This window comes from Nocardioides panacis (assembly GCF_019039255.1).
Lineage (GTDB): Bacteria > Actinomycetota > Actinomycetes > Propionibacteriales > Nocardioidaceae > Nocardioides_B > Nocardioides_B panacis.
In genome coordinates this window covers 494558-517111 of sequence record NZ_CP077062.1, presented here as the reverse complement: position 1 = coordinate 517111, position 22554 = coordinate 494558, and the positions used below count along the sequence as shown (strand labels likewise).

The 22554-nt window shown below is 73.0% G+C and carries 23 protein-coding genes and 3 pseudogenes; 11 read left to right on the top strand and 15 right to left on the bottom strand.

What is annotated here, in order from left to right; genetic code table 11:
- Positions 1–9: 9 nt before the first annotated feature.
- Genes KRR39_RS02640 through KRR39_RS02630 form a run of 3 tightly spaced genes read right to left on the bottom strand, consistent with a single transcriptional unit; the run spans position 10 to position 2101 of the window.
- Complete coding sequence (locus KRR39_RS02640; protein WP_216940519.1) at positions 10–576, bottom strand: phosphatase PAP2 family protein; 567 nt, start codon at positions 574–576, stop codon at positions 10–12.
- Complete coding sequence (locus tag KRR39_RS02635; protein WP_216940517.1) at positions 573–791, bottom strand: amphi-Trp domain-containing protein; 219 nt, start codon at positions 789–791, stop codon at positions 573–575. Before KRR39_RS02635 ends, KRR39_RS02640 begins: the two co-directional genes overlap by 4 nt.
- Positions 782–2101 carry a diacylglycerol/lipid kinase family protein gene (locus tag KRR39_RS02630; RefSeq protein WP_216940515.1) on the bottom strand — a complete coding sequence of 440 codons (1320 nt, stop codon included), beginning with the start codon at positions 2099–2101 and terminating at the stop codon, positions 782–784. The genes KRR39_RS02635 and KRR39_RS02630 overlap by 10 nt, the downstream gene beginning before the upstream one ends.
- A 459-nt stretch (positions 2102–2560) precedes the next feature.
- On the opposite strand from KRR39_RS02630, the gene KRR39_RS02625 reads away from it, so the two are divergent.
- A complete protein-coding gene (locus KRR39_RS02625) occupies positions 2561–3256 on the top strand; it encodes a hypothetical protein (protein ID WP_216940513.1) in 696 nt (231 codons plus the stop codon).
- Between the two features lie 18 nt (positions 3257–3274).
- Here KRR39_RS02625 and KRR39_RS02620 read toward each other — a convergent pair whose 3' ends face one another.
- On the bottom strand, positions 3275–3634 hold the full coding sequence (locus KRR39_RS02620) for a DUF7144 family membrane protein (protein WP_216940511.1): 360 nt from the start codon (positions 3632–3634) through the stop codon (positions 3275–3277).
- Positions 3635–3920: 286 nt separating this feature from the next.
- Between KRR39_RS02620 and KRR39_RS02615 the strand changes: the two genes are divergently transcribed.
- Positions 3921–4289 (top strand): DUF1622 domain-containing protein, encoded by a 369-nt coding sequence (locus tag KRR39_RS02615; protein ID WP_216940509.1) that lies wholly within the window; start codon positions 3921–3923, stop codon positions 4287–4289.
- Positions 4290–4303: 14 nt separating this feature from the next.
- Here the strand turns inward: KRR39_RS02615 and KRR39_RS24205 are convergent, their stop codons facing one another.
- The 6 genes and pseudogenes from KRR39_RS24205 to KRR39_RS02590 form a co-directional block, all read right to left on the bottom strand.
- Positions 4304–5155, bottom strand: a complete 852-nt coding sequence (locus tag KRR39_RS24205; RefSeq protein WP_254185821.1) for a hypothetical protein — start codon at positions 5153–5155, stop codon at positions 4304–4306.
- Positions 5156–5330: 175 nt separating this feature from the next.
- Positions 5331–6521, bottom strand: a pseudogene (locus KRR39_RS24200) (sulfatase-like hydrolase/transferase); the annotation flags it as partial.
- 275 nt (positions 6522–6796) lie between these two features.
- Entirely contained in the window at positions 6797–7030 is a 234-nt protein-coding gene (locus KRR39_RS02605; RefSeq protein ID WP_216940507.1) for a biotin/lipoyl-containing protein, read from the bottom strand.
- Positions 7027–8061: an alpha-ketoacid dehydrogenase subunit beta gene (locus KRR39_RS02600; RefSeq protein ID WP_216940505.1), complete on the bottom strand. Its 1035-nt coding sequence runs from the start codon at positions 8059–8061 to the stop codon at positions 7027–7029. Before KRR39_RS02600 ends, KRR39_RS02605 begins: the two co-directional genes overlap by 4 nt.
- Positions 8058–9113 (bottom strand): thiamine pyrophosphate-dependent dehydrogenase E1 component subunit alpha, encoded by a 1056-nt coding sequence (locus tag KRR39_RS02595; RefSeq protein ID WP_216940503.1) that lies wholly within the window; start codon positions 9111–9113, stop codon positions 8058–8060. The genes KRR39_RS02600 and KRR39_RS02595 overlap by 4 nt, the downstream gene beginning before the upstream one ends.
- A gap of 117 nt (positions 9114–9230) precedes the next feature.
- Positions 9231–10127 carry a PP2C family protein-serine/threonine phosphatase gene (locus KRR39_RS02590; protein ID WP_367303774.1) on the bottom strand — a complete coding sequence of 299 codons (897 nt, stop codon included), beginning with the start codon at positions 10125–10127 and terminating at the stop codon, positions 9231–9233.
- A gap of 664 nt (positions 10128–10791) precedes the next feature.
- Between KRR39_RS02590 and KRR39_RS02585 the strand changes: the two genes are divergently transcribed.
- The 5 genes and pseudogenes from KRR39_RS02585 to KRR39_RS02575 all read left to right on the top strand — a co-directional run bounded on the left by KRR39_RS02585 (position 10792) and on the right by KRR39_RS02575 (position 14027).
- Entirely contained in the window at positions 10792–11322 is a 531-nt protein-coding gene (locus KRR39_RS02585; protein WP_216940499.1) for a hypothetical protein, read from the top strand.
- A 92-nt stretch (positions 11323–11414) separates the two neighbouring features.
- Positions 11415–11723: pseudogene (locus KRR39_RS25845) on the top strand (maleylpyruvate isomerase N-terminal domain-containing protein); the annotation flags it as partial.
- Positions 11724–11739: 16 nt separating this feature from the next.
- The gene (locus KRR39_RS24195) at positions 11740–11973 is read left to right on the top strand and encodes a DinB family protein (protein ID WP_254185469.1); all 234 of its coding nucleotides are present in this window, start codon (positions 11740–11742) and stop codon (positions 11971–11973) included.
- 162 nt (positions 11974–12135) lie between these two features.
- Positions 12136–12690: pseudogene (locus tag KRR39_RS25840) on the top strand (phytase); the annotation flags it as partial.
- Positions 12684–14027 (top strand): phytase, encoded by a 1344-nt coding sequence (locus tag KRR39_RS02575; protein WP_302053540.1) that lies wholly within the window; start codon positions 12684–12686, stop codon positions 14025–14027. The pseudogene KRR39_RS25840 and the gene KRR39_RS02575, both read left to right, overlap by 7 nt.
- Positions 14028–14052: 25 nt before the next feature.
- On the opposite strand, the gene KRR39_RS02570 is transcribed toward KRR39_RS02575, so the two are convergent.
- From KRR39_RS02570 to KRR39_RS02560, 3 genes are read right to left on the bottom strand one after another with little or no spacing between them, the layout of a single operon-like run.
- Positions 14053–15420: an MFS transporter gene (locus KRR39_RS02570; RefSeq protein WP_216940493.1), complete on the bottom strand. Its 1368-nt coding sequence runs from the start codon at positions 15418–15420 to the stop codon at positions 14053–14055.
- Between the two features lie 38 nt (positions 15421–15458).
- Entirely contained in the window at positions 15459–15968 is a 510-nt protein-coding gene (locus tag KRR39_RS02565; RefSeq protein WP_216940492.1) for a flavin reductase family protein, read from the bottom strand.
- Positions 15965–17119: an LLM class flavin-dependent oxidoreductase gene (locus KRR39_RS02560; protein ID WP_216940491.1), complete on the bottom strand. Its 1155-nt coding sequence runs from the start codon at positions 17117–17119 to the stop codon at positions 15965–15967. Before KRR39_RS02560 ends, KRR39_RS02565 begins: the two co-directional genes overlap by 4 nt.
- A gap of 146 nt (positions 17120–17265) precedes the next feature.
- Here KRR39_RS02560 and KRR39_RS02555 point away from each other — a divergent pair, with 146 nt between their 5' ends.
- From KRR39_RS02555 to KRR39_RS02540, 4 genes are all read left to right on the top strand, one after another.
- Positions 17266–18189 carry a LysR family transcriptional regulator gene (locus KRR39_RS02555; protein WP_216940489.1) on the top strand — a complete coding sequence of 308 codons (924 nt, stop codon included), beginning with the start codon at positions 17266–17268 and terminating at the stop codon, positions 18187–18189.
- Positions 18190–18587: 398 nt separating this feature from the next.
- Positions 18588–19028, top strand: a complete 441-nt coding sequence (locus KRR39_RS02550; protein WP_216940487.1) for an ATP-binding protein — start codon at positions 18588–18590, stop codon at positions 19026–19028.
- A gap of 91 nt (positions 19029–19119) precedes the next feature.
- Complete coding sequence (locus KRR39_RS02545; RefSeq protein ID WP_216940486.1) at positions 19120–19845, top strand: GAF and ANTAR domain-containing protein; 726 nt, start codon at positions 19120–19122, stop codon at positions 19843–19845.
- An 87-nt stretch (positions 19846–19932) separates the two neighbouring features.
- Entirely contained in the window at positions 19933–20667 is a 735-nt protein-coding gene (locus KRR39_RS02540) for a GAF and ANTAR domain-containing protein (protein ID WP_216940484.1), read from the top strand.
- An 8-nt stretch (positions 20668–20675) separates the two neighbouring features.
- On the opposite strand, the gene KRR39_RS02535 is transcribed toward KRR39_RS02540, so the two are convergent.
- Entirely contained in the window at positions 20676–22031 is a 1356-nt protein-coding gene (locus KRR39_RS02535) for a hypothetical protein (protein WP_216940482.1), read from the bottom strand.
- The gene (locus tag KRR39_RS02530; protein WP_216940481.1) at positions 22031–22450 is read right to left on the bottom strand and encodes a hypothetical protein; all 420 of its coding nucleotides are present in this window, start codon (positions 22448–22450) and stop codon (positions 22031–22033) included. The genes KRR39_RS02535 and KRR39_RS02530 overlap by 1 nt, the downstream gene beginning before the upstream one ends.
- Positions 22451–22554 lie beyond the last annotated feature (104 nt).

Genomic DNA, 22554 nt, shown 5'->3' with positions numbered 1-22554 from the left:
TCCGCCGTCTCACCCCGGGGCGGGCACCCACCGCACCGCCGCGCCACCGACCAGACGGCCGACCAGCATCCCCACGGCCGCGCCGACGAGGACGTCGCTGGGGTAGTGCACGCCGGTGTAGACCCGGGAGAACGCGACGACCGACGCCGCCGCACCCAGCACCGGTCGCAGGGCCGGCAGCACGTCCCCCGCCGCGACCGTGAACGCGGCCGCGGACGCGGCGTGCCCCGAGGGGAAGGCCCCTGAGGTCGGCATCCGCACCCAGCGGGGCTGCGGCGCGCCCAGCACGCCGCGGTCGGGCCGGCGCCGCCCGCCCAGGGCCTTGAGGGGCTGGTTCACCACCAGCGAGGTGACGCCGACGGCCGCGAGCCCGGTGACCGCGGCCCGCCGTCCGCGGGGGCCTCCGAGCACCCCCAGGGCGCCGGCGACGAGGAACCAGGGCTTGGAGAAGTCCGCCAGCTGGGTCACCTTCCGCAGCGGCTCGTCCAGCAGCGGCGCCGACCACCGGCCCACCACCCCGTAGAGCCACCGGTCGCACTCGTCGAGGCGGCGCAGCACCGAGGCCGCGCGGGTCACCAGGTGAGCTCGACTTCCAGCTCGTTCCCGTCGTCCTCGATCTCGACCTCCAGCTTGACGTGCACCTGGTCGGGGACGTGCACCTTGATCCGCATGCCGCCGCGCTCGAACTCGACGTCGTTGTGCTGCGCCAGCGCGTCGGCGAGCGTGTGCAGGCGGGCTGCCGCCTCCTCCCGGCTCATCGTCTGCTTCTCGCTGATCTCCATCAGGTCCATGAGGACCTCCTTCCTGTTGACGAGGACGTGGCCGGCCGGCCCTCCCGGCCGAGGGCGACCCTGACCAGCTCGGCGACCCCCGCGCGCAGGCCCTCCGGCGCGGTCGCCGACGGGGACGCGCCGGGGTGCGCGCGGGCGATCCGCACCTGCAGCACGCCCGGGAGGATGCGGAAGCGGAGCGGCGGGTCCAGGACGAGCGCCTCCCCGTCCACGCCGGCCGGCAGTGGCCGGTCCGCGTCGACCTCGAAGGTCGGCGCCGACCACTCCCGCCAGGGCCGTTGCAGGGCGCGGTCGTGGTCTGCGCCCGCGGACGGCGCCCCGACGACGGTGATCCCGAGCAGCCCGTCGTCGATCCGGGGCCGGGTCCCGGAGCCCACCGCGCGTCCCAGGCGGTAGCGGTTGTTGGAGACGAGCACGGCGGCGCCCCCGCGGTGCGCGTGCCCGCCCGGCCCCTCCCACCGCATGTCGAGCTCGCTGCCCCCCGGCCCGAGCACGTCGGGGGCGGTGTCCAGGAGGCTGCGGAGCTTGGCGTCGCGGTACCCCGCGCGCTGCACCGCCTCGGCGTAGAGACCGAGCGAGACGTTGTTGACGAACACGCGGCCGTTGACCTCGGCGAGGTCGACCCGGCGCTCCCCGCCCTCGACGAAGGCGTCGAGCGCCCCGACGACGTCGTCACGGTCCACGCCCAGGTCCAGCGCGAAGTGGTTCCGGGTGCCGGCCGGGACGCACGCGTAGGGCAGGGAGCACTCCGCCGCCACCGCTGCGACGATCGCCTGCGAGCCGTCTCCACCGGCCATCGCGAGCGCGTCGGCACCTCGTTCGACGGCTGCCCGGACGAGCGTCTCGAGGTCGTCGCCCGGCTTCAGCTCGACCGCCTCGATCCCCCGCTTCGCCGCCTGCTCGGCCAGCGCGAACTGCTCCGCCTTCCCCCCGCCGGACTTCGGGTTGTAGAACAGCACCGCCCGGTGCGGGGCCGGGGCCCGTGGCAGGTCGGCGTGGCTGACGAGGGCAGCGCGCGCCAGCACCAGGGAGGCCACCAGCCCGGCCACCACCAGCAGGTCGACGAGGACGGCGCCGGTCACCGCCACCAGGACCAGGGCGCCGACGAGGGCCAGCCCGGCGACGGTCAGCCCCGCCACCCGGAACGCCCCCCGTCGCAGGACGCCGTACCAGGCCGCCGTACCGGCGAGGACCACGCAGACCAGCAGCACCAGGCCGCGCGGGAACTGGTCCACCGCGACCCCCACCCCGAGCACGGCGGTCGCCGCACCCACCACCAGGGCGCCGATCGCCGCGAGCCGCCTACCCATCGCCGGCCGCCGCGGCTCGGCCCGCGTGCGCTCCGGATCGCGACTCTCGACCCATGGCTGGGACTCCTCTCGTCCTCGGCCCGCCCTACCCGCTCGCCGGCTCCGCCGTCCTGCACGGGGTGGCTACGCACCTCACCCGTCCCCATCGTCGACACCCTCGCGTCCCCGGGCACCCCCCACGAGGGATGAGTCCCACTCCCCGCCGACCGGGTGGACGGGGAGTGGGACCGGCGGAGACATCGCCCGTGAGGGGTGAGGCAGTCGCGGGCGCGGCGATGGATCCTGGCGGCCTCGGGCACCTCGTCCAGGCCCTGTCCGTTCCTGTCCGTGAGGGCGGTCCACCGTGAACAGCAACCCGTCACCGACCAGAGCTCCGACGCCGTCGAGCGGTCCGCCCCGACGTGCGCCACGCATGCACGGGTCCTGGCCGACGGGGTCTCGGCCGAAGGGGTGCGGGCGATGAGCGCCCACGAGCGGGGACTGACCCGGCGGCACCGCCTCGGCCGCGCCGGCGCGGGGGCGTGGACGTTCGTCCTGACCGTGGTGACCACGATCGGTCTGCTGGCCGCGACCACGCTGTGGGGGTGGGGCACCTGCCTGGCGGTGGTCCTGAGCTCCGGCCTGTGCGCGGGGTGCCTCGCCACCGTGACCGGCCCGGCACGGCCCGGCCGGCTGGTCCGGATCTCGGCCCTCTGGGGCGCCCTGGTCGCCGGGACCGCGGGGCTGGTGCAGCTCACCGGCCCGCTCAGCCTGCTCGTCCTCCTCCCCCTCGCCGCGACCGCGCCCGCCCTGTGGTCCCGGGTCCGGGTCTGGCGGATCCTCGCCGGTGGACCGCCGGTGGAGCAGGAGGCGACCCCGGGACCGGCCTCCGAGGTCCCGGGCGTCCCCTCGGACCTCGAGCAGCGGGTCCCGGCCCTGGTCGCGATCCTCGGCGCCCTCGACGACGCCGAGCTCTGCCTGGCCTGGCGCCGCAGCTTCGTGCTGCTCAACGAGGCCACCTCGCCCCGGGAGAAGCTGGTCGTCGTCACCCTCCGCGAGCGGTACCTCGAGGAGCTCCAGCGCCGGAGCCCGGCCGGGGTCAGCCGCTGGCTCGACTCCGGCGCGCGTGCCTCGGGCAACCCGCTGCCCTTCCTCGAGGACCGCCGGAGGTCCTGACTCACGCGTCCGGGCGCGCTACTCCTTGAGCTCGGAGCCGTGCACGGTCAGTGCCCAGATCACCAGCACGTCGATGACGATCATCAGCGCCGACCACACCGGGTACGACGCGAGGAAGGCCACGTTCACCAGCGCGCTGAGGAACGCCACGACCACGCCGACCGTGCGCGCCCACACCTTCCCGGTGAACACCGCGACGCCGGCGGCGGCCACCACCAGGCCTCCGAGGATGTGCACCCACCCCCACGTCGTGTAGCTGACGTGGATCGTCAGACCGGTGTCCCCGACCAGGAAGTACTGGTCCCGGAACAGCGCGACGATCCCCTCGATGACGTGGAAGGTGCCCAGCAGCACCATCATCGTTCCGGCGAAGGCCACCCAGCCCACCCAACCCGTCATCTCGGTGGGTTCGACGTGCTGACCTCCTCCGCCCGCGCTCTGGCTCGCCGAGCGCCCTGGCTGCGTCGACTGCGTCATCTCGGTTCCTCTCTCTCCTCGGCCCGTCCTGGTCCTCCCAGGCTGGGACGACCGGTCGCTCCCCACGTCATCCCGGGCGGGTGAGCGGGAATCATCCGGCGCGGTGGGCGCTGGGTCGCCCCGACCGGTCGAGCATGTGGGCACGGGCGTCCCCGGACGCACCGTCGCCGACCGGAGGGACAGGGCGATGACCTTCACCGAGACGATGGACCACGTCGCGCAGGCCTTCGAGATCCTGGGGGTCCTGGTGCTGGTGTCGGGCATCTTCGGGTCGACCTGGCTAGCCGTCTCGGTGTGGCGGCGGTCCCACCAGGGGTGGAAGAGCTACCAGGCCGGCCGGGCCTCCTTCGGGCGGGTGCTGCTGATGGGGCTGGAGATCCTCGTCGCGGCCGACCTGATCCGCACGGTGGCGGTCGAGCCCACCCTGGAGAGCGTCACCGTGCTGGGCCTGATCGTGGTCATCCGGACGGTGCTGAGCTTCTCCCTCGAGGTGGAGATCGACGGGGTCGCGCCCTGGCGCCGCAACGCCTCCCCGCCACCCGACCGGCAGCTCTGACCCGCGTCCCGCCCCTACTCGCGCATCAGCATCGCCTGGGCCTCGCGCTCCAGGTCGACGTACGGCTCGCCGCTCACGTCGATCGCCACCCGGTGCAGCGTCCCGCCGGTGAAGGCCCACGGCCGGGTGCCCGGGTAGTCCGGGGAGACCGCCTCACCGCCGTCGCGGCCCACGGTGAGACCCTCCCCCGCCAGCGAGAACTTGCCCGGCTGGGTCCTGATCCGGGCCTCGCCGACCAGCCGGTCGTCGTGGTACAGCGACAGGAGGCCGGTCGACACGTGCGGCGGGTCCTCGCCGTCCTTGACGAACGACGCCGACAGGATCAGGTCCCTGCCGGTCGGCAGGTCCTCGGTGGCGTCGACCCGCTGCTCCTCGAGGCCGACGAAGTTGTTCGCGTAGTGCAGCCGGCCGTCCCTGACGTAGAGCGCGTGGCCGCCGAACCGGGAGCCGTGCGCCAGCAGCACGCCCTGCGCCCCGGGACCCGGCAGGTCCACGCGCGCCGCGATCACGAACGACCGGTTGCGGACGTTCACCGCCTGCGACTCCGGCACCTCGGCGGCGTCCGGGTAGTAGACGTAGCGGTTCCGTGCGGGGGACAGCACCGGGCGCGGGGTCAGCACGATCTCCAGCGCCGACCGGTCGTCCAGCGGGAACGCGCCGTTGGAGCCGGCCTCCGCGAACCAGAGGTTCACCAGCTCCCGGACCTTCTCGGGGTGCTCGGCCGCGAGGTCGTGGACCTCCGCGCGGTCCACCTCGGTGTGGTACAGCTCCCACTCGTCGTCGTTGAAGTGGCTCCAGCCGCTCAGGGTCGGGTGGGTGGTGACCGCCTTCCAGCCGTCGTGCCAGATCCCGCGCGAGCCGAGCATCGAGTAGAACTGCGTACGGCGGTTTGCTCGGCGCCGTGGCGTCGTCGAAGCTGCCGCGCATGCTGACCCCGTCGAACGGCACCTGGACGTGTCCCTTGATGCGGGCGGGCGGCTGCACACCGAGCACGTCGAGGACCGTCGGCACGATGTCCACGGCGTGGTGGTACTGGTCGCGCAGCTCGCCGCGGGCCGCCATCCCCGCCGGCCACGAGATGATGCACGGGTCGGCGGTGCCGCCGTTGAACTCGTAGCGCTTCCACATCTTGAAGGGCGTGTTGAACGCCATCGCCCAGCCGTTGGGGTAGTGGTTGTAGGTCTTCGGGCCACCGAGCTCGTCGAGCATCCGGAGGTTGTCCTCGATCTCGTCGGGGAGGCCGTTGACGAACTTCATCTCGTTGACCGAGCCGTGCGGGCCGCCCTCGCCGCTCGCGCCGTTGTCCGACACCACGACGACCAGGGTGTTCTCCCGCTCGCCGGTCTCCTCGAGGTAGTCGAGCAGCCGGCCGATCTGGTGGTCCGCGTGCGCGAGGAACCCGGCGTACACCTCGGCCATCCGGGCGAACAGCCGCCGCTCCTCGGGCGACAGCGAGTCCCACGGCCGGGTCTCGTCCATGGCCGGGAACGGGATGCCGTCCGGGCCGCTCCGGGTCTCCGCGGTGCCGATCGGGTTGATCGGGGGCAGCTCCGTGTCGGCGGGGACGATCCCCAGCTTCTTCTGGCGGGCGAGCGTCTGCTCGCGCATCGCCTCGTAGCCCGCGTCGAACCGGCCGCGGTAGCGGTCGGCCCACTCCTTCGGCGCCTGGTGGGGCGCGTGCGCCGCGCCCGGGGCGTAGTAGAGGAAGAACGGCTTCTCGGGCGCGATCACCTTGGCGTCCTTGATGAACTCGATCGCCTTGTCCGTGATGTCCACGGAGAAGTGGTAGCCCTCCTCCGGTGACGACGGCTGGTCGACCGGGTGGTTGTCGTGCACCAGGTCGGGGTAGTACTGGTTCGTCTCGGCGCCCAGGAATCCGTACCAACGCTCGAAGCCCCGACCGCTCGGCCAGTTCCGCCGGGTCGACGCGACGTTCATCTCGTCGTCGGGGCACAGGTGCCACTTGCCGACCAGGTAGGTGTTCCAGCCGCGCTCGCCGAGGATCTCCGACAGCATGCCGTTCTCCGGCGGGATCGTGCCGCTCGCGTTGGGGAAGCCGATGGCGGCCTCGGTGATGCAGGCCATCGAGTTGCGGGTGTGGTTACGGCCGGTGAGCAGGCAGGAGCGGGTGGGCGAGCAGAGCGCCGTGGTGTGCCACTGGGTGTAGCGCAGGCCGTCGGCGGCGACACGGTCGATGTTCGGGGTCTCGATCGGTCCCCCGTAGCCGGACATCGCCGAGTAGCCCACGTCGTCGAGCACGATGTAGACCACGTTCGGCGCGCCCGCCGGAGCCCGGGGCGGCTCGAACGGCGCCCAGTCCGGCTCGGAGTCCCGGATGTCGATCTCGATCTTCCCGCTGAACGGCTGGCTCACGTCGACCCCTCGTCACGCTGGTGGGCTGGTTGGCTGACGAGGGGCAGTCAAGCCGCTGGCCCGGACGAATGACTCATCCCTGGACGATGATGCGGCGGCGCCGGACGCGCCCGCCCCCGTCGTACGGCGCCTCGTCAGCCGATCCGCGCGATGGCCGTCCCCTGGCGCACCGCCTGCTCCTCCTCGACCAGCAGGTGCACCACGCCGGCGACCGGGGCCGGCACGTCGGCGGCGACCTTGTCGACCTGCACCTCGGCGAGCAGCTGGTCCTCCTCGACCCGCTCGCCGTCGCGGACGAACCAGGTGGCCAGCACCCCCTGGCCGTCCGGTTCCTCCTTGGACAGCGGGGGGAACAGCACCTCGGTCACCACTGCAGGACGTCCCGGACCGCGCGCTCGATCCGGTCGTGGCGGGGCAGCACGGCGTACTCCAGGCCGTGGGCGTACGGGATCGGCACGTCGGGCGTCGCCACCCGGCGGGCCGGGGCGCGCAGCAGGCCGGGGTCCTGGTCGGTGACCGTCGCGACGACCTCGCCGGAGACACCGAAGGACTGGTAGTCCTCGTCGACGACGACCAGCCGCCCGGTCCGCGAGACCGACCCGAGGATGGCCTCACGGTCCAGCGGGACCAGGCTGCGCAGGTCGAGCACCTCGACGTCGATCCCGTCCGTCGCCAACGTGTCGGCCACGTCGAGCGCGTGGTGCACGGACAGCGACAGGGTGACCACCGTAACGTCGGTCCCGGCACGCGCGATCCGCGCCTTGCCGATCGGGACGACGTGCTCGCCGTCGGGGACCTCGTCGGTGCTGCGGGGGTTCTTCGCCATCCACGGCAGGCCCATGACGCCCTTGTGGAACACGTAGACGACCGGGTTGTCGTCACGGATCGCCGCGGTCATCAGGCCCTTGGCGTCCGCGGGGTTGCTCGGCACCACCACCTTCATCCCGGGCAGGTGCGCGAACGTGCCCCACAGGCACTGCGAGTGCTGGGCCCCGTCGGAGTAGCCGCCGCCGGCCGCGGTGGCCAGCACCATCGGCACCCGGACGTGGCCGCCGGACTCGAAGTGGATCTTCGCCATGTGGTTGTAGATCTGGTCCAGGCAGACGCCCAGGAAGTCGGCGAACATCAGCTCGACGACGGGACGCATGCCCTCCACCGCGGCGCCGATGCCGAGGCCGATGAACGCGGTCTCGGAGATCGGGGTGTCGATGACCCGCTCCGGGCCGAAGCGCTCGAGCAGGCCGGTGGTGGACCCGAAGATCCCGCCGTAGGCGCCGACGTCCTCGCCGAGGTAGAACACGGAGGGGTCGCGCTCCATCTCCTCGGTCAGCGCCGCCACCATCGCCTTGGAGGTGGTCAGCCGGCGCGAGGTCCCGGGCCGGGTCTCGGTGATGCTCATGACGACGCCTCCTCGGCGAACACGTAGTCGGTGGCGGTGGACGGGTCCGGGAGCGGGCTCTCCCGGGCGAAGTCGACGGCGTCGGCGACCCGCTCGCGGGCCCGCTCCCGGATCCCGGCGGCGGTCTCTGTGTCGAGCAGGTCCGCGTCGAGGAGGACCTGCTCGTAGCGGGTGATCGGGTCACGGTGCTCGATGCCGTCGAGGTCGTCGCGGTAGCCCTGCGCGTCCCCCTCGAAGTGTCCCCACATCCGCAGCGTCCGGACCTCGACCAGCGACGGTCCGCGACCCGAACGGGCGTGCGCGACAGCGCGGCCCGCTGCCGCGTACACCGCCTCCACGTCGTTGTCCTCGATCCGCTCGCCCGGGATGCCGTACGCCGCGGCGCGCACCGCGTTGGAGGAGACCGAGGTCGACGCCGACCGGCGCACCGAGATCCCCCAGTCGTTGTCCTCGACCACGAACACGACCGGCAGGGCCCACAGCGCCGCCAGGTTCAACGACTCGTGGAACGCGCCCTGGTTGGCGGCGCCCTCGCCGGTGACCGCCACCGCGACCCGGTCGGTGCCGGAGCGCAGGAAGGCGAAGGCCTGGCCGAGCGCCGGCGGGTAGCCCTCGGCGATGATGCCGGAGCAGGAGAAGTGCGTGGCCGGGTCGAACAGGTGCATGTGGCCGCCGCGGCCCCGGCCCAGGCCGGTCTCGCGACCGAAGATCTCCGCGGTCATCCGGCGCAGGTCGACGCCGTGCGCGACGGCGAGGTGGTGCGGGCGGTGCGTGGCGGTGACCGCGTCGTCGACGGTCAGGTGCGCGCACACCCCGGCCGCCACCGGCTCCTGCCCGGCCGACAGGTGCATCTCGCCGGGGACCAGCCCCTTGCCGATGTCGAAGCCCGGACCCTTGTCGGCGTGGTACGCCGCCAGGATGGCCTCCTCGTAGGACCGGCACAGGACCATCGTCTCGAAGAGCTCGACCCGGACCTCGGGGTCGAGGGGTGCGGGCCGTGCCGGCTCTCGTGCCTGGGCGGGGACTCCGGCCCGCCGTGCGTCGATGGACATCTGGACTCCTTCGCGCTGCGCCCGGCCCGAGCCGCGGCTCCGGATCCCCCTGACGCAGGCGAACCTAGGCTCCGGGGCACGGCCACGGCAGGGCCATTGGTCCCCGGGCCGAGCCGCTCAGCGGGCTCCGTGGCTCGGGCGGGCGACGAGCAGGGCGATGTCGTCCTGCACCACCGAGAGGTCGGACAGCGCCGCGTCGAGCACGCGCGCGCAGGCCACGTCCGCGGGCTCGTAGGCGAAGGTGTCCAGGACCCGTCGCACCCCGCCGTCCAGCTGGTCGACGCCCTCGCCTCCTGGGGGCGGGCGGCGCTCCACCAGTCCGTCGGTGAACAGGCAGAGCGCCGACCGGGAGGGCCACACGACCCGGTGGGTGCGCCGCCCCACGGACGGGTCGACGCCGAGCGGCGGGTCCGGCTCGACGGCCAGCTCCAACGCCCGGTCGCCGTGGGCGGCGAGCAGCGGGGCCAGGTGTCCCGCCGACGACATCCGCACCTCGGTGAACGGCGGCTCGGTGACGGCGTAGAGCACCGTCGCCATGGCCGCCTCCTCGAAGGCGTGCAGCTTGGTGTCGAGCAGGCCCAGCACCACGGCGGGGTCGGCGTGCTCGAGGGCGTAGGCCCGCAACGCACTGCGCAGCCGCCCCATCACGACCGCGGCCTCCAGGCCGTGCCCGGCGACGTCCCCGATGACGAGCCCGACCCGCTGGTCGGGCAGCACCAGGACGTCGTACCAGTCGCCGCCCAGCTTGCCGTCCGCCGGGACGTACCGGCCGGCCAGCTCCAGCCCCGCCACCCGTGGCGGCGTCTCGGGGATGAGCGTCCTCTGCAGGGCGGTCGCGAGCGCGTTCTCGGCGATGCTCGAGTTCGAGGCCAGGGTGTGCGCGATGGGTTCCGCGGCCCTGACCAGCGTCACCACCTCGGCGTCGGTGAACTCCCGGCGGTGCAGGCTCCCGACGTGCACCACCCCGAGCAGGCGACCGTCGTGCACCAGCGGTGCGCCGAGCAGGGAGTGGATCCCCCCGCTCGACGAGGTGCGGGTTCACCACGGACTGCGGGGTCACCTCGGTGATCGTGGCCGGGTGACGGCGCTCGGCGACCGTCCCCGCGAACCCGTGCCCGACCGGGACCCGGAACGCGTGCAGCACCGTGTCCTCCGGCCCGACGCACGCCGCCGTCTCGAGCACGGTCCCGCTCACGTCGAGCAGCAGGACGGTGGCGGTGTCCGAGCGCAGCAACTCGCGCACCAGCCGCAGCAGGTCGGTGAGCAGCCAGCTGAACTCGCCGGTGCTGATCGTCGTGGCGCGGAAGCCGGGAGCCTCGGCGGAGGCCGACGGCCCGAGCAGAGCGTCTTCGCGCGCCTCGATCACGCGCTGTCCGAAGCGTCGGTCATGCGCTGCCTCCTGTACCTCACCCTCGCGGGAGGGCCGGCCGCTCACCAGGGACTTTCGTCCCGTTTGGTGAGGGGACTTCCGCCACCGTGGGGTCCGGCGCCAAGGAAGCCCGCGGGCCGCGGGGTAGCCCTGCCAGCTGCGGCCGGCAGCGACGGCCCCTCGTGGCCCGCCACCTCACTCGGGCCGGATGAGGCAGCCTCCGTAGGCCCGCGACATCGTGGACGGCGGGACGACCCACCGGCTCCACCGCTCCGGGGCCGCGCCGCCCCGTCGACCCGAGGAGGCACCATGACCGTAGGACCCGTGCAGCTGCTCGTCCTGGGATTCAGCCAGCCGAACTTCCACGGCGAGATCGTCGCCGAGCTCGAGCGGCTCCGGGCGAGTGACACCGTGCGCGTCATCGACGCGCTCGCGGTCTACAAGGACGCGGCCGGCGAGATCGAGGTGGAGCACCTGGGCAACCTCTCGCGGGAGGAGGCGATCGAGGTGGGCAGCACGATCGGCGCGCTGATCGGGCTGGGCATCGAGGGCGAGGAAGGCATGGCGGCCGGCGCCGAAGCCGGGGCCGAGGCCGGCGCCGAGGGGCTCGAGGTGTTCAGCGACGAGGAGGCCTGGGACATCCTGGCGGACATCCCGGACGACTCCGCGGCCGCGCTCGTCCTCCTCGAGCACCACTGGGCGGTGCCGCTGCGTGACGCCCTGGTGCGGGCGAACGGCTACCGCATCAGCGACGCGTTCATCAGCCCGTTGGACCTCGTGGGGATCGGCCTGCTCAGCGCGGAGGAGGCCGTCGGCCTGCAGAAGCAGTCCGCCCCGTGAGCGCGCCGTACCCGTCCGAGAAGGGGTGATCCCATGTTCGCGTCCCGCAGAGTCGCACGGCGCACGTCGCGGCGCGTCGCGCGCCGCCGCAGGTGACCCACCGGCGTCCGACGGCCGCGGTCGAGGCCGTCGTCGTCCTGTCCCGGGCGCTCGACCAGGCCGGCGACGTGCTCGCCGCCGTGCACCCGGACCAGCTGGCGCGCCCGACACCCTGCGCCGACTGGGACGTGGCCCGGCTGATCGGTCATCTCGTCGGCGCCCCGGTGCGGTTCCTGCAGATGGCCCGGGGCGGGGAGCCCGACTGGTCGGCGGTCCCCCCCGCCGGTCACCGCGGGCTGGGCGGCGGACTTCCGGTCCCACGCCGACGACCTGATCCACCACTGGCACCAGGCAGGGGACGCGGCGGACGCCGGGCAGGTGGACTGGCAGACCGCGGAGATCGCCGTGCACACCTGGGACGTGGTCCGCGCCACCGGTCAGCCGGCCCGGCTGCTGCCGGAGGTCGCCGAGCGAGGGCTGGCGTTCATGTCGGCGATGCTGACCCCGGAGAACCGCGGGGAGGTGTTCGGGCCGGCGGTGCAGGTGCCGGACGACGCCCCCGTCTACGACCGGCTCGCGGCGTTCGCGGGTCGTCCCCCCGGGCCTCGCTAGCCCGCCGCGCGTCGGGCCGGCCTGCGCCGGAATGACCAGGTTCCTCTGATCTCTTCGGCTCTTGTCCCCGGGGGCGGAGGCTGGGCATCCTGTGGTCCGGGGCCGACCTCCGGGGGCGGGGATCGGCTGCGTGGGGGCGTTCGATCCTGTGGGGGAACTGCCATGTCTGCTTTCGGAAGGCACGTGCGGCCGGTCGCCCTGGTGCTGTCACTGCTCGTCGTCGCCGGCCTGCTGGTCGCGGTGGCGACACCGACGCAGGCGGCCGACGTGGCCCGGGTCAGCGCCACCGTGGAGACGGCGCCGATGCACAACGGCGGCGACGCCGCGGACGACGCAGCGATCTGGATCCACCCGACCGACGCCTCGAAGAGCACGATCATCGGCACCGACAAGAGCGACGTCGGGGGCGGTCTCGTCGTCTACGACCTGTCGGGACGCGAGCTGTTCTCCTACCCGGACGGGCGGATGAACAACGTGGACGTCCGCTACGACTTCCCGCTCGGCAACGCCCGGGTCGCGCTGGTCGGCGTGACGAACCGGGTGCGCAGCCTGGACTTCTACAAGGTCGACGTGGCCGACCGGTCGCTGACCAAGGTGGGCAGCTTCGCGCCCGGCACGGACATCGCCACCCCGCGCGGGTTCGCGCTCTACCACTCGCCGGACACCGGCAGGTTCTTCGCGTTCGTCACCGACAGCGGCACGACCGAGCAGTGGGAGCTCGACGGCTCCAGCGGGTCGGTCAAGGGACGCCTCGTGCGCCACTGGACCCTGAGCGCCCCCCCCTGCACTCCGAGGGCCTGGTCGCCGACGACGAGATGCAACGGATCTACCTCGCCCAGGAGGACATCGGCGGGATCTGGCGGTACGGCGCCGAGCCCGGCGACCCGGTCACCGGCACGAAGGTCGTCAGCACCACCGAGGACAACGGCGAGATCGGCCAGGACGTCAAGGGCATCACGATCTACTACGGCCGCGGCGGCGGTGGCTACCTGCTCGCCGCCAGCCAGGGGACCAACACGTTCCACGCCTACACCCGCGACGACAACCGTCCGCTGGGCGCCTTCGAGATCGTGGACGGCAACGGCGTGGACGCGGTGACCGGCATGGACGGCATCGACGTCACCAACTTCGGGGTCGGCGGACCGTTCCCGCAGGGCTTCCTGGTCACCCAGGACACCAAGGACGACGTGGGCAACCAGAACTTCAAGCTCGTGCCGTGGCAGGCGATCGCGGCCGCCTACCCCCAGCCGCTGCTGGTGGACCCGACGTACGACGCCTACCAGACCGGCGCTCCCCCGGCCCCGGGGTCCGCCCCGGTCCCGCCGCCGCCCGCGACGACCTCGACACCGCCCGCACCAGCGGGTCCCGCACCGTCGCCCCCGCCGTCCGCACCGGCGCCGGCCGGACCGGTGACCCGCCTCACGGCACCGGGCAGCACGACGGTGACCAGGCTCAGGTTCCCGGTGAGCTGGACGTCGAGCGGGTCGACGCTGGCGATCGCCCGGACCGAGGTGCAACGCCGGGTCGCGACGTGGCGCGGCGGGTTCGGCGCGTGGTCGACGTGGGCGACCAGCCACGGCGGCGGCAGCACGACGGTCACGAACGCCGGCGGCGCCGCGCGCACCTACTGCTTCCGGGCCCGCAGCACCGACGCCGTCGGCGGGGTCGGTGCCTGGACGGCCGAGCAGTGCCGTACGACGCCGGTCGACGACCGCACCGCGCGCGCCGGCCAGGGCTGGCGGCGCGCCAAGGTGACCGGCACCTACCTCGGCACCGAGACCGTCACTGCCCGACAGGGGGCCCGGCTGACGCTCACCGGCGGCCACGGCACCGCATACTCGCTGGTGGCGACGACCTGCCGTTCCTGCGGCGCGGTCACGGTCTCGCTCGGGGCCCGGGTGGTCCGGCGGATCTCACTGACATCCGCCCGGACCCTCGAGCGGCGGGTGCTCCCGATCGCGTCGTACGGCCGGGTGCACACCCAGGCGGTCAGGGTCACCGTGGTCAGCAGCGGCAAGCCGGTCGAGGTCGACGGCATCGCCGTCGGACGCTAGCCCGTGGTCCTCACGGCGCAGGCGGTCACCGCGCGGGGGTGGGCTCGAGGACGTGCTGCGCCGGCTCGCCGTGCACCGCTGCGTCGAGGTCGCGTCCCCGGGTCTCGGGGAGGAACCGCGCGGAGGTCAGGCTGATCGCGGCCACCACCACGTTATAGCCCGCGACCAGCCACAGGCTGCCCCCGCCCCGGGTCACCAGCCACGCCGCGATCAGCGGGGTCAGGCCCGACGCCACGACCCCGGAGACCTGGTAGAGCGTGCTCAGCGCGGTGTAGCGGTAGCGGGTGTCGAAGAGCTCGGACCAGAAGGCGGCCAGCGGGCCGTAGATCGTCCCGTAGAGCAGCCCGAGCCCGACCACGAAGACCGCGAACACCGCGACCTCGTCGGCGGACTGCACCAGGGCGGCCACCGGGAAGGCCACCACCAGCGCGAGCCACGCCCCGACGCGGAAGACCGGCTTGCGTCCGACGCGGTCCGAGAGGGCGCCGGTGATCGGCACCAGCACCACGCCGAGGGCGGCGCCGACCATCACCCCGCCGAGCGCGAGCGAGCGCGGCAGCCCGAGCGTGGTGACCACGTAGGCAAGCAGGTAGACCGAGAAGAAGTTGAACGTGAAGCCCTCGATGAACCGGGTGCCCATGCCGAGCAGCAGCCGCCTGGGCTGCGCGGCGAGCAGGTCGCGCAGCGGCATCCGGGACACCTCCTTGCGCTCCTGGACCAGCGCGAACGCCGGGGTCTCCATCACCGAGAGCCGGATGTAGGCACCGATCGCGAGCAGCAGGACGCTGGCCACGAAGCAGGCCCGCCAGCCCCAGGCGAGGAACGCCTCGTCGGGCAGCAGGCTGGCCAGCGAGAACGCGCCGCTCGCGAGCAGCAGCCCGCCGGGGACGCCGATGTGCGCGAAGCTGCCGAAGAACCCGCGCCGTTCGGCCGGGGCGTACTCCACCGCGAGCAGGACCGCGCCGCCGTACTCTCCGCCGACCCCGATGCCCTGCAGCACCCGCAGCGTCACCAGCAGGACGGGTGCCCACCAGCCGATCGCGTCGTACGACGGCAGCAGCCCGATCGCGGCGGTGCCGGCCCCCATGATCACCAGCGTGAGGAGCAGCATCTTCTTGCGTCCGAGCCGGTCACCGAAGTGCCCGAAGACGAACCCCCCGATCGGCCGGGCCAGGAAGCCGACGGCGAAGGTGCCGAAGGACGCGAACTGCGCGGCGGGCCCGGACAGTCCGCTGAAGAACAGCTTCTCGAAGACCAGCCCGGCGGCCGTGCCGTAGAGGAAGAAGTCGTACCACTCGATGGTGGCGCCGACGGCGGACGCGACGGCGACCCGGCGGGGGGACGGCGACAGCGACGGCGACAGCGACGGGGCAGGGGCGAGGGACGAAGCCATGGAAGGCCTTTCGGTGTCGTGGGGTCGGGGTGGCGGGGTCAGGCGATGCGGCTGATCGACCCGAAGCCGCTGCGGTGGAACACCAGCGGCTGGGAGGTGTCGGCGTGCTCGATGGCGTGCACCCGCAGCAGGACGATGACGTGGTCGCCGGCCTCGACCTCGTCGTGGATCGTGGAGTCGAACCGGGCCAGCCCGTCGTCGAGGGTGAGCGCGCCGTCCTCGGTGGCGGTCAGCTGCAGCCCGTCGAAGCGGTGCCCGACCGGGCCGGCGAGCTGGCGGCAGGCCCGGTCGTGGTGGTCGGCCAGGATCGTCACGCCCAGGTGGCGGGCCCGGCGCAGGGTGGGCCAGGTCTTGGAGGTGCCGGCCACCGAGAAGGACACCAGCGGCGGGTCGAGGCTCACCGAGGTGAACGAGCTGGCCGCCAGGCCCACCGGCACGCCGTCGACCTCCGCGGCCACCGCGACCACCCCGCTGGGGAAGACGCCGAACACCTCGCGCAGGCGGGCCGGGTCGAGGTCCTGGTTCGTGGACAGGCTGCGCCCGGTCATGCGGTGGCTCCCGTCCGGGCCGCGAACGGCACCGCCTGCGAGGCGGGCCGCGGTGGGGCCGGGTGCCCCCAGCGACCGCGGGCGGCGAGGATCGGCAGCACGCCCTCCCCGAACCAGTAGGCGTTCTCCAGGTGCGGGTAGCCGGACAGGATGAACTCGTCGATGCCGAGGTCGGCGTACTCCTCGATGCGGTCGGCGACCTGCTCATGGCTGCCCACCAGCGCGGTGCCCGCACCGCCGCGGACCAGGCCCACGCCCGCCCACACGTTGGGGTAGATCTCCAGGCCGTCCTTGCTGCCCTGGTTCAGCTCGAGCATCCGGCGCTGTCCCTCGGACTCGCTGCGGCGCAGCCCGGCCTGCACCTTCTCGATCGCGGCCGGGTCGATGCCGGCCAGCAGCCGGTCGGCCTCGGCCCAGGCCTCCTCGGCGGTGTCGCGGGTGATCGTGTGCATCCGGATGCCGAAGCGGACCTCGCGTCCCTCGTCGGCCGCGAGCTTGCGGATCCACTCGATCTTCTCGCGCACGGCCGCGGGCGGCTCGCCCCAGGTGAGGTAGACGTCCGCGTGCCGGGCGGCGACGGTCCCGGCCGCGGGTGACGACCCGCCGAAGTAGATCTCGGGGACCGGGTCCGGGAGCTGGTCGAGGGTGGCGTCCTCCACCTGGAGGTGCTCGCCGTGGAACGTCACCGTCTCGCCGCGCCACAGCGCCCGGACGACGTGCAGGAACTCCTCGCACCGGGCGTAGCGCGCGTCCTTGTCGAGGAAGTCGCCGAACATCCGCTGCTCGTGGCTCTCGCCGCCGGTCACCACGTTGAGCAGCAGGCGCCCGCCGGTGAGGTTCTGGAAGGTGCCGGCCATCTGGGCGGCCAGGAACGGCGCGGTCAGGCCCGGCCGGAACGCGACCAGGAACTTCAGCCGCTCGGAGACCTGGCTGACCATCGCGGTCGACAGCCAGGCGTCGTCGCACCAGGCACCGGTAGGGGTCAGCGCCGCCTCGAAGCCGACGTCCTCGGCGGCCCGGGCGATCTGGCCGAGGTAGGACACGCTCGCGGGACGACCCGCGGGGCCGGCCCCGACGCCGTGGCCGCCGCCGACGACGTGACGGCCGTCGCCCCCGTTGGTGGGCAGGAACCAGTGGAACTTCAGCGACATGGTGCGCCTCTCGTCGAATGCGTATGTCTACTAAGTTGCTAGACTAAATGATTCGAGGCAAGGAGAAACGGCTCATCCGGTCGGTGGAACGGTCGACGGGGTGATCGGCGAGACCTTGCACCTCACCGCTACGGACGGGCCACCGCGTGCGCATCGAACAGCTGGAGTACCTCGCCGCCGTCACCCAGCACGGCTCGCTGCGCCGGGCCAGCGAGTCCCTGCACCTCTCCCAGCCGGCCCTGAGCGAGGCGCTCGGCAAGCTCGAGCGCGAGCTCGGTGTGGCGCTGCTGGACCGTCGTCGCTCGGGCGCACGGATCAGCCGCCAGGGCCAGGACCTGCTGCCCTACATGACCGAGGTCCTCGACGCCGTGGACCGGCTCCGCCAGGCCGCGGGCGACCAGACCCTCGTCTCGCGCACCCTGCGGATCGGCACCGTGAACGCCGCGAACTCCTCGCTGCTCGTGCCGGCGGTCCAGGACTTCCGGCTGCTGCACGGGGGCACGGGCGTGGAGGTGCTCAGCACCCAGCAGAGCGATATCTACCAGGGGCTCGGCGAGGGCTCCCTCGACCTCGGCCTGGTCAACGTCCTCCCCGGGGACGACGTACCCCCGCACCTCGCGGCCCTCGAGCTGGTCCAGGGCCGGCCGGTGGCCTGCCTGCGCACCGACCACCCGCTCGCCCGGCTCGACGCGGTGACGACCGAGCAGCTGCGCGGGGAGCCGTTCATCACGATGCGCGCCGGCTACCTGATGCACCGGTTCACGCACCGGCTGTTCGCGGGCAGCCCTCCCGCGACGTCGTTCGCGACGGACGGCGCCGAGATGGGCAAGCTGATGGTCGCCGAGGGCCTGGGCGTGAGCGTGCTGCCGGACTACAGCGTCGTCGGCGACCCCTTGTGCACCGCCGGGCTGATCACCCACCGGCCGATCGCCGGTGACGACACCACGGTCCGGCTGCTCCTGGTGACCCGCGACGTCGCGGTGGTCCCGGCCGCCGTCCGGGTCATGCAGTCGGCGCTGCTGGCCCGCGCTCGCGACTACCGGCAGGAGCGGGTCCGGGTCGGTGGATGAGCAGCTCGAGCCCGGTGTCCGAGGGTCCGCAGTCGTCGGCGGAACCGTACCCGGAGGCCACGGCAAACGTTGTGCAGCAAGGCGTTCTCGGGTCTGGACCGAGCCGACGCAGCGTGCTTCACTGGACGTGGCTGATCATCCGGACCCCGTGATCGCCGACTCCCCGCACCCCTGCGGTGTGAAGTCGGCCCCGCGCGGGGTATAGCCCTCCTCCAGATCCCCCCGCGCGGGTGGCCGACGCACGTCCACCTGGCGCATCGTCCGCGCGGTCTTGGTGGCCCATGAGGGCCCGCCCGTCCGGACTACCCGGGTCTACACTGACGGCATACGGCCTGTCGCTGCCTAGACCTCGCACTGACGCCGGCCGTAGCGCGGTGCGACGGAACGTGGTGGGCTAAATGCCCCGAGATGCCCTCTGGACGCGCGACCTCACCCTGGAGTCCCAGGCGACCAGCGCTGCCCAGGCCCGGCGTTTCGTCCGGCAGCACCTCGGCTCCCACCAGCTCGGCGCGCTGGCCGACGACGTGGAGCTGGTGGCCAGCGAGCTGGCGACCAACGCCATGCAGCATGCCGGGACGCCGTTCCACCTGCGGCTGGAGGCGTTCGACGACACGCTCCGGCTCACGGTGTCCGACGGGTCCACCCTCGGACCGGTGCACCTGGCCGCGGAGCCGCTGGACACCAGTGGCCGCGGTCTCGAGATCGTGAGCCTGTTGAGCCGGTCCTGGGGCTACCTCGAGGACGGCGACGGCAAGTCGGTGTGGGCCGAGTTCGATCCCGCACGAGCGTCCGAGGAAGGGCGTCCGCCTCCCCGGCGGGAGGCCCGGTCGGACCAGTAGCGGAGATCGAGAAGTTCTGAACCCGGCCGACGTCGGACTCGCTCGACTGCGCCTACGCTGGGGTGATGAGCCGACGTGGGGTGCGCGCATCGTGACGGGGCCGGACGGCCATGCGTCGGCGGCGCGGAAGCTGGTGGACTTCGAGCCGTTCGCCCGCGACGAGGGGCCCTCGATCGGGGGACGGCTCCAGCGGCTGTGCCGCGCGGCGACTCGTGACCTGACCGCGAGTGGCGTCGGGGTCAGCGTGATGTCGCGGGCGGGTGGCGTGGTGGCGACCGCCGCGTCGAGCCCGCGCAGCTCGCGGGTGGAGGAGCTGCAGTTCGAGCTGGGAGAGGGACCGTGCCTGACCGCCTGCCGCACCGGCAGTCCCGTGCTGGTGCCCGACCTCGAGCAGACGGTCGCCGTCACGTGGCCGGGCTACGCCTCGGCTGCCCTGTCCCACGGCGTGCAGGCGGTGTTCGCGTTCCCGATGCAGGACGGTGCGACGCGACTGGGGGCCCTGGACGTCTACCGGGAACGCCCCGGTGAGCTGTCGGACTGGGCCGTGGCCCGTGCCCTGGGGTTCGCCGAGGTGGCCATGGACACCATCCTGGAGGGCGGAGGGGTCGCCGCCGTCGACGGATCAGACGTGTGGGACCAGCAGGACGTCGGCTTCGAGGTCTACCAGGCGCAGGGGATGGTGATGGTCCAGCTCGCCGTGCCACCGGAAGAGGCGCTGGCCCGGATGCGGGGCTACGCGTTCGCCGAGAACCGGTCGCTCCGCGAGGTGGCGCACGACATCGTTGCCCGTAGGCTGGTCTTGGAGTCCGACACGTGAGCGGCGCGCAGGCAGCGACGGTGCTGGGCCGGCAGCGCTCGGTGAGCAGTCGGGTCCGATCGGAACAGTGAGGAAGTGAATCGCAAGATGCCAGGGGTCTCACCCGAGCGACTGGCCGAGGTGTTCGTCGAGGTGGCCGACACCCTGGTGGACGACTTCGACCTGATCGAGTTCCTCCAGATGCTGTCGACGCACACGTCCGACCTGTTCGACGCGCACGCCGCGGGCCTGCTGCTCGCGGACCAGGACAACCGGCTGCAGCTGATGGCTGCCTCCGACGAGCGCGCCCAGATGGTCGAGCTGTTCCAGGTCCAGGCCCACGAGGGTCCCTGCCAGGACTGCTTCACCCAGGGCAGGGCGGTCGTCAACGCGGACCTCAGGAACGCCTTCGACCGCTGGCCTCGCTTCGCGCCGCGCGCGGTGGCCGCCGGCTACCGCTCGGTGCACGCGTTCCCGCTGCGGCTGCGGCAGAAGGTGATCGGTGCTCTCAACCTGTTCGGCACGACCACCGGGGAGATGCCGGAGGCGGACGGGCGGATCGTGCAGGCGCTGGCCGACGTGGCCACCATCGGCCTGCTCCAGCAGCGCGCCATCCACGAGCGCGAGCTCCTCTCCCAGCAGCTCCAGACCGCCCTGACCAGCCGGATCACCATCGAGCAGGCCAAGGGCGCGCTCGCCCAGATCCACGGCCTCACCCCGGACGAGGCGTTCACGGTCCTGCGCTCCTACTGCCGCTCGCACAACCGCCGTCTCGGCGACGTGGCCACCGCCGTGGTGCACGACCCCACGAGTGTCCCGGCACTCACCAGCCCGCGGCGCTGACGCCCCGGTCAGGCACCGAACAGCAGGTACAGACCGGTGGCGGTGTAGACCACCATCACCATCAGCAGGGGCAGCTGGCCGGTGAGCTGGTCGGGCCTGGGCAGCAGCCTGATGGCCCGGTCGTGCGAGGCGATCACCCCTAGGACGTGGCCGGTGACCACCGCGAGGACCTTGATGACCGCGAGCTCCGTCGGGTGGGTGGACAGCCAGTAGCTCACGGTCAGGTTCCCGGTGCCGAGCAGGTTCGCACCGGTGCCCATCGGGTCGGAGAGCAGCACGAGCGTCTGCTGGCCGACCTCGACGAAGTACGACAGGTAGTGCGCGGTGATGTAGCCGACGATGATCGGGACGACCGCGTGCGCGAACCGGTCGGGAAGCGTCCAGCGGGGCAGGCCGTCGGAGACCCGGGTGGCCATGGTGGCCGCCGTGAACGTGACCCCGACGGCGAGGCAGAAGCCCAGCAGCGCGGCCGTGTTCAGGACCTCGGAGTTCCAGCCCGCACCCTGCACGAAGGCGAGCCACGTGTTCGAGTCCTTGAAGCTGTCGAACGCCGTGGAGCCGAACAGGACGGCGACGACGGCGACCAGGCCGGGGCGGACCGGGACCCCGTCGAGGTTCGCCAGGGGTGAGCGGACCACCAGCCGTCCGTCGCCCTGCGGCTGGTGCTGGTCGTCCGGGTACGGGCCCGTGCGCCGCCCGAACACCGACAGGTGGCCGACCAGCGTGGAGTACACCTCGAACGGGTCGAACGCCGCGAACCACCGGGCACCGAACACCGCCGCCCCGACCAGGCCGATCGCGACGTAGCCGGCGAACCACGCCCGCAGCGGGGTCAGGTAGGTCCCGTGCGGCAACACGAGCTCCATCCACACGAACGCGAGCAGCCCGAGGGCCGCGGGCCAGTAGCCGACCCACCGGGGCAGCGCGACGAGCCCCTGGTCCGGGTGCTGACCGAGCGCCCGGGACAGCCCGAGGTGCAGGGTCCGCACCGGATTGACGGCCCGGTAGAACGGGCCGACGAGCAGCGACGCCGGCACCAGCCCGACCCACAGCCACACGTAGGCGACCCCGAAGACCGGGTTGATGAGCAGGTCGGGCCCGGCGACGGCCGCCCAGGTGACGTACGCCGCGAACGCGAGGCCGATCCCCCGGACGGTCGCCGCGAACCCGGCCGACCCGACGACGGCGTCGAGCCGGGCGGGCAGCGGTCTGCCCTGGGTGGCCGCGTCGTACCGCGGCGTGCGCCACGCGAGCGCCAGCACGATGAAGGAGACCGCCAGGGCCGCCGAGGCGCAGGCGATGGCGTACTCGGGCGGCACGGGCAGGTCCTTCGCGCCGCCGATGCCGTGCGCGTAGACCAGCATCACGACACCTCGAGCTGGACCACGACGACGTCGGCGACGTGGTCCTCGACGTCGACGATGCCGGGCTTGTCGACCGTGACGCGCAGCGTCGTCCTTCCCTTCGGGTAGGCGAGCTCCTGCTCGGGGGTGGAGTGCACGTGCAGCTCCCCGGCGCGGTCGGCGTCGACGACGAGGGTGACGGGGTCGCCGACGGACGCCTTCACGCGCTCGCCGTTCGGCGTCACCGTGTTCCCGCGGACGGTCACGGCGATCGTCGTGCCGGGCCGGCTGGTCGCGCTCGACCCGGCGCTCGGGCCGGCACTCGCCGACCCCGTCGACGACGCCGTGCCGTTGCTGCTGCTGCACCCGGCGAGGAGCAGCCCGGTGGTGACGAGGACGGCGGCGGTCCGGGTGCGTGCGTTCAGGACGGTCGTGGACATGGTGGTTCTCCTTGCGAGACGGGGCGCACCGGGACGCGGTAGGGCCCCGGGGTCACCCGGGGGCCGCGGCACGGAGGTGCGCGGAGGGAGGGAAGCGAGGCGGG

What these genes read in the sequence shown, in the direction of transcription:
- KRR39_RS02635 (WP_216940517.1), bottom strand. Translation starts at nt 791, where the DNA reads ATGGACCTGATGGAGATCAGCGAGAAGCAGACGATGAGCCGGGAGGAG.
- KRR39_RS02630 (WP_216940515.1), bottom strand. Translation starts at nt 2,101, where the DNA reads ATGGGTAGGCGGCTCGCGGCGATCGGCGCCCTGGTGGTGGGTGCGGCG.
- KRR39_RS02625 (WP_216940513.1), top strand. Translation starts at nt 2,561, where the DNA reads ATGAGCGCCCACGAGCGGGGACTGACCCGGCGGCACCGCCTCGGCCGC.
- KRR39_RS02615 (WP_216940509.1), top strand. Translation starts at nt 3,921, where the DNA reads ATGACCTTCACCGAGACGATGGACCACGTCGCGCAGGCCTTCGAGATC.
- KRR39_RS24205 (WP_254185821.1), bottom strand. Translation starts at nt 5,155, where the DNA reads ATGCTCGGCTCGCGCGGGATCTGGCACGACGGCTGGAAGGCGGTCACC.
- KRR39_RS02600 (WP_216940505.1), bottom strand. Translation starts at nt 8,061, where the DNA reads ATGAGCATCACCGAGACCCGGCCCGGGACCTCGCGCCGGCTGACCACC.
- KRR39_RS02595 (WP_216940503.1), bottom strand. Translation starts at nt 9,113, where the DNA reads ATGTCCATCGACGCACGGCGGGCCGGAGTCCCCGCCCAGGCACGAGAG.
- KRR39_RS02585 (WP_216940499.1), top strand. Translation starts at nt 10,792, where the DNA reads ATGACCGTAGGACCCGTGCAGCTGCTCGTCCTGGGATTCAGCCAGCCG.
- KRR39_RS02570 (WP_216940493.1), bottom strand. Translation starts at nt 15,420, where the DNA reads ATGGCTTCGTCCCTCGCCCCTGCCCCGTCGCTGTCGCCGTCGCTGTCG.
- KRR39_RS02565 (WP_216940492.1), bottom strand. Translation starts at nt 15,968, where the DNA reads ATGACCGGGCGCAGCCTGTCCACGAACCAGGACCTCGACCCGGCCCGC.
- KRR39_RS02560 (WP_216940491.1), bottom strand. Translation starts at nt 17,119, where the DNA reads ATGTCGCTGAAGTTCCACTGGTTCCTGCCCACCAACGGGGGCGACGGC.
- KRR39_RS02550 (WP_216940487.1), top strand. Translation starts at nt 18,588, where the DNA reads ATGCCCCGAGATGCCCTCTGGACGCGCGACCTCACCCTGGAGTCCCAG.
- KRR39_RS02540 (WP_216940484.1), top strand. Translation starts at nt 19,933, where the DNA reads ATGCCAGGGGTCTCACCCGAGCGACTGGCCGAGGTGTTCGTCGAGGTG.
- KRR39_RS02535 (WP_216940482.1), bottom strand. Translation starts at nt 22,031, where the DNA reads ATGCTGGTCTACGCGCACGGCATCGGCGGCGCGAAGGACCTGCCCGTG.
- KRR39_RS02530 (WP_216940481.1), bottom strand. Translation starts at nt 22,450, where the DNA reads ATGTCCACGACCGTCCTGAACGCACGCACCCGGACCGCCGCCGTCCTC.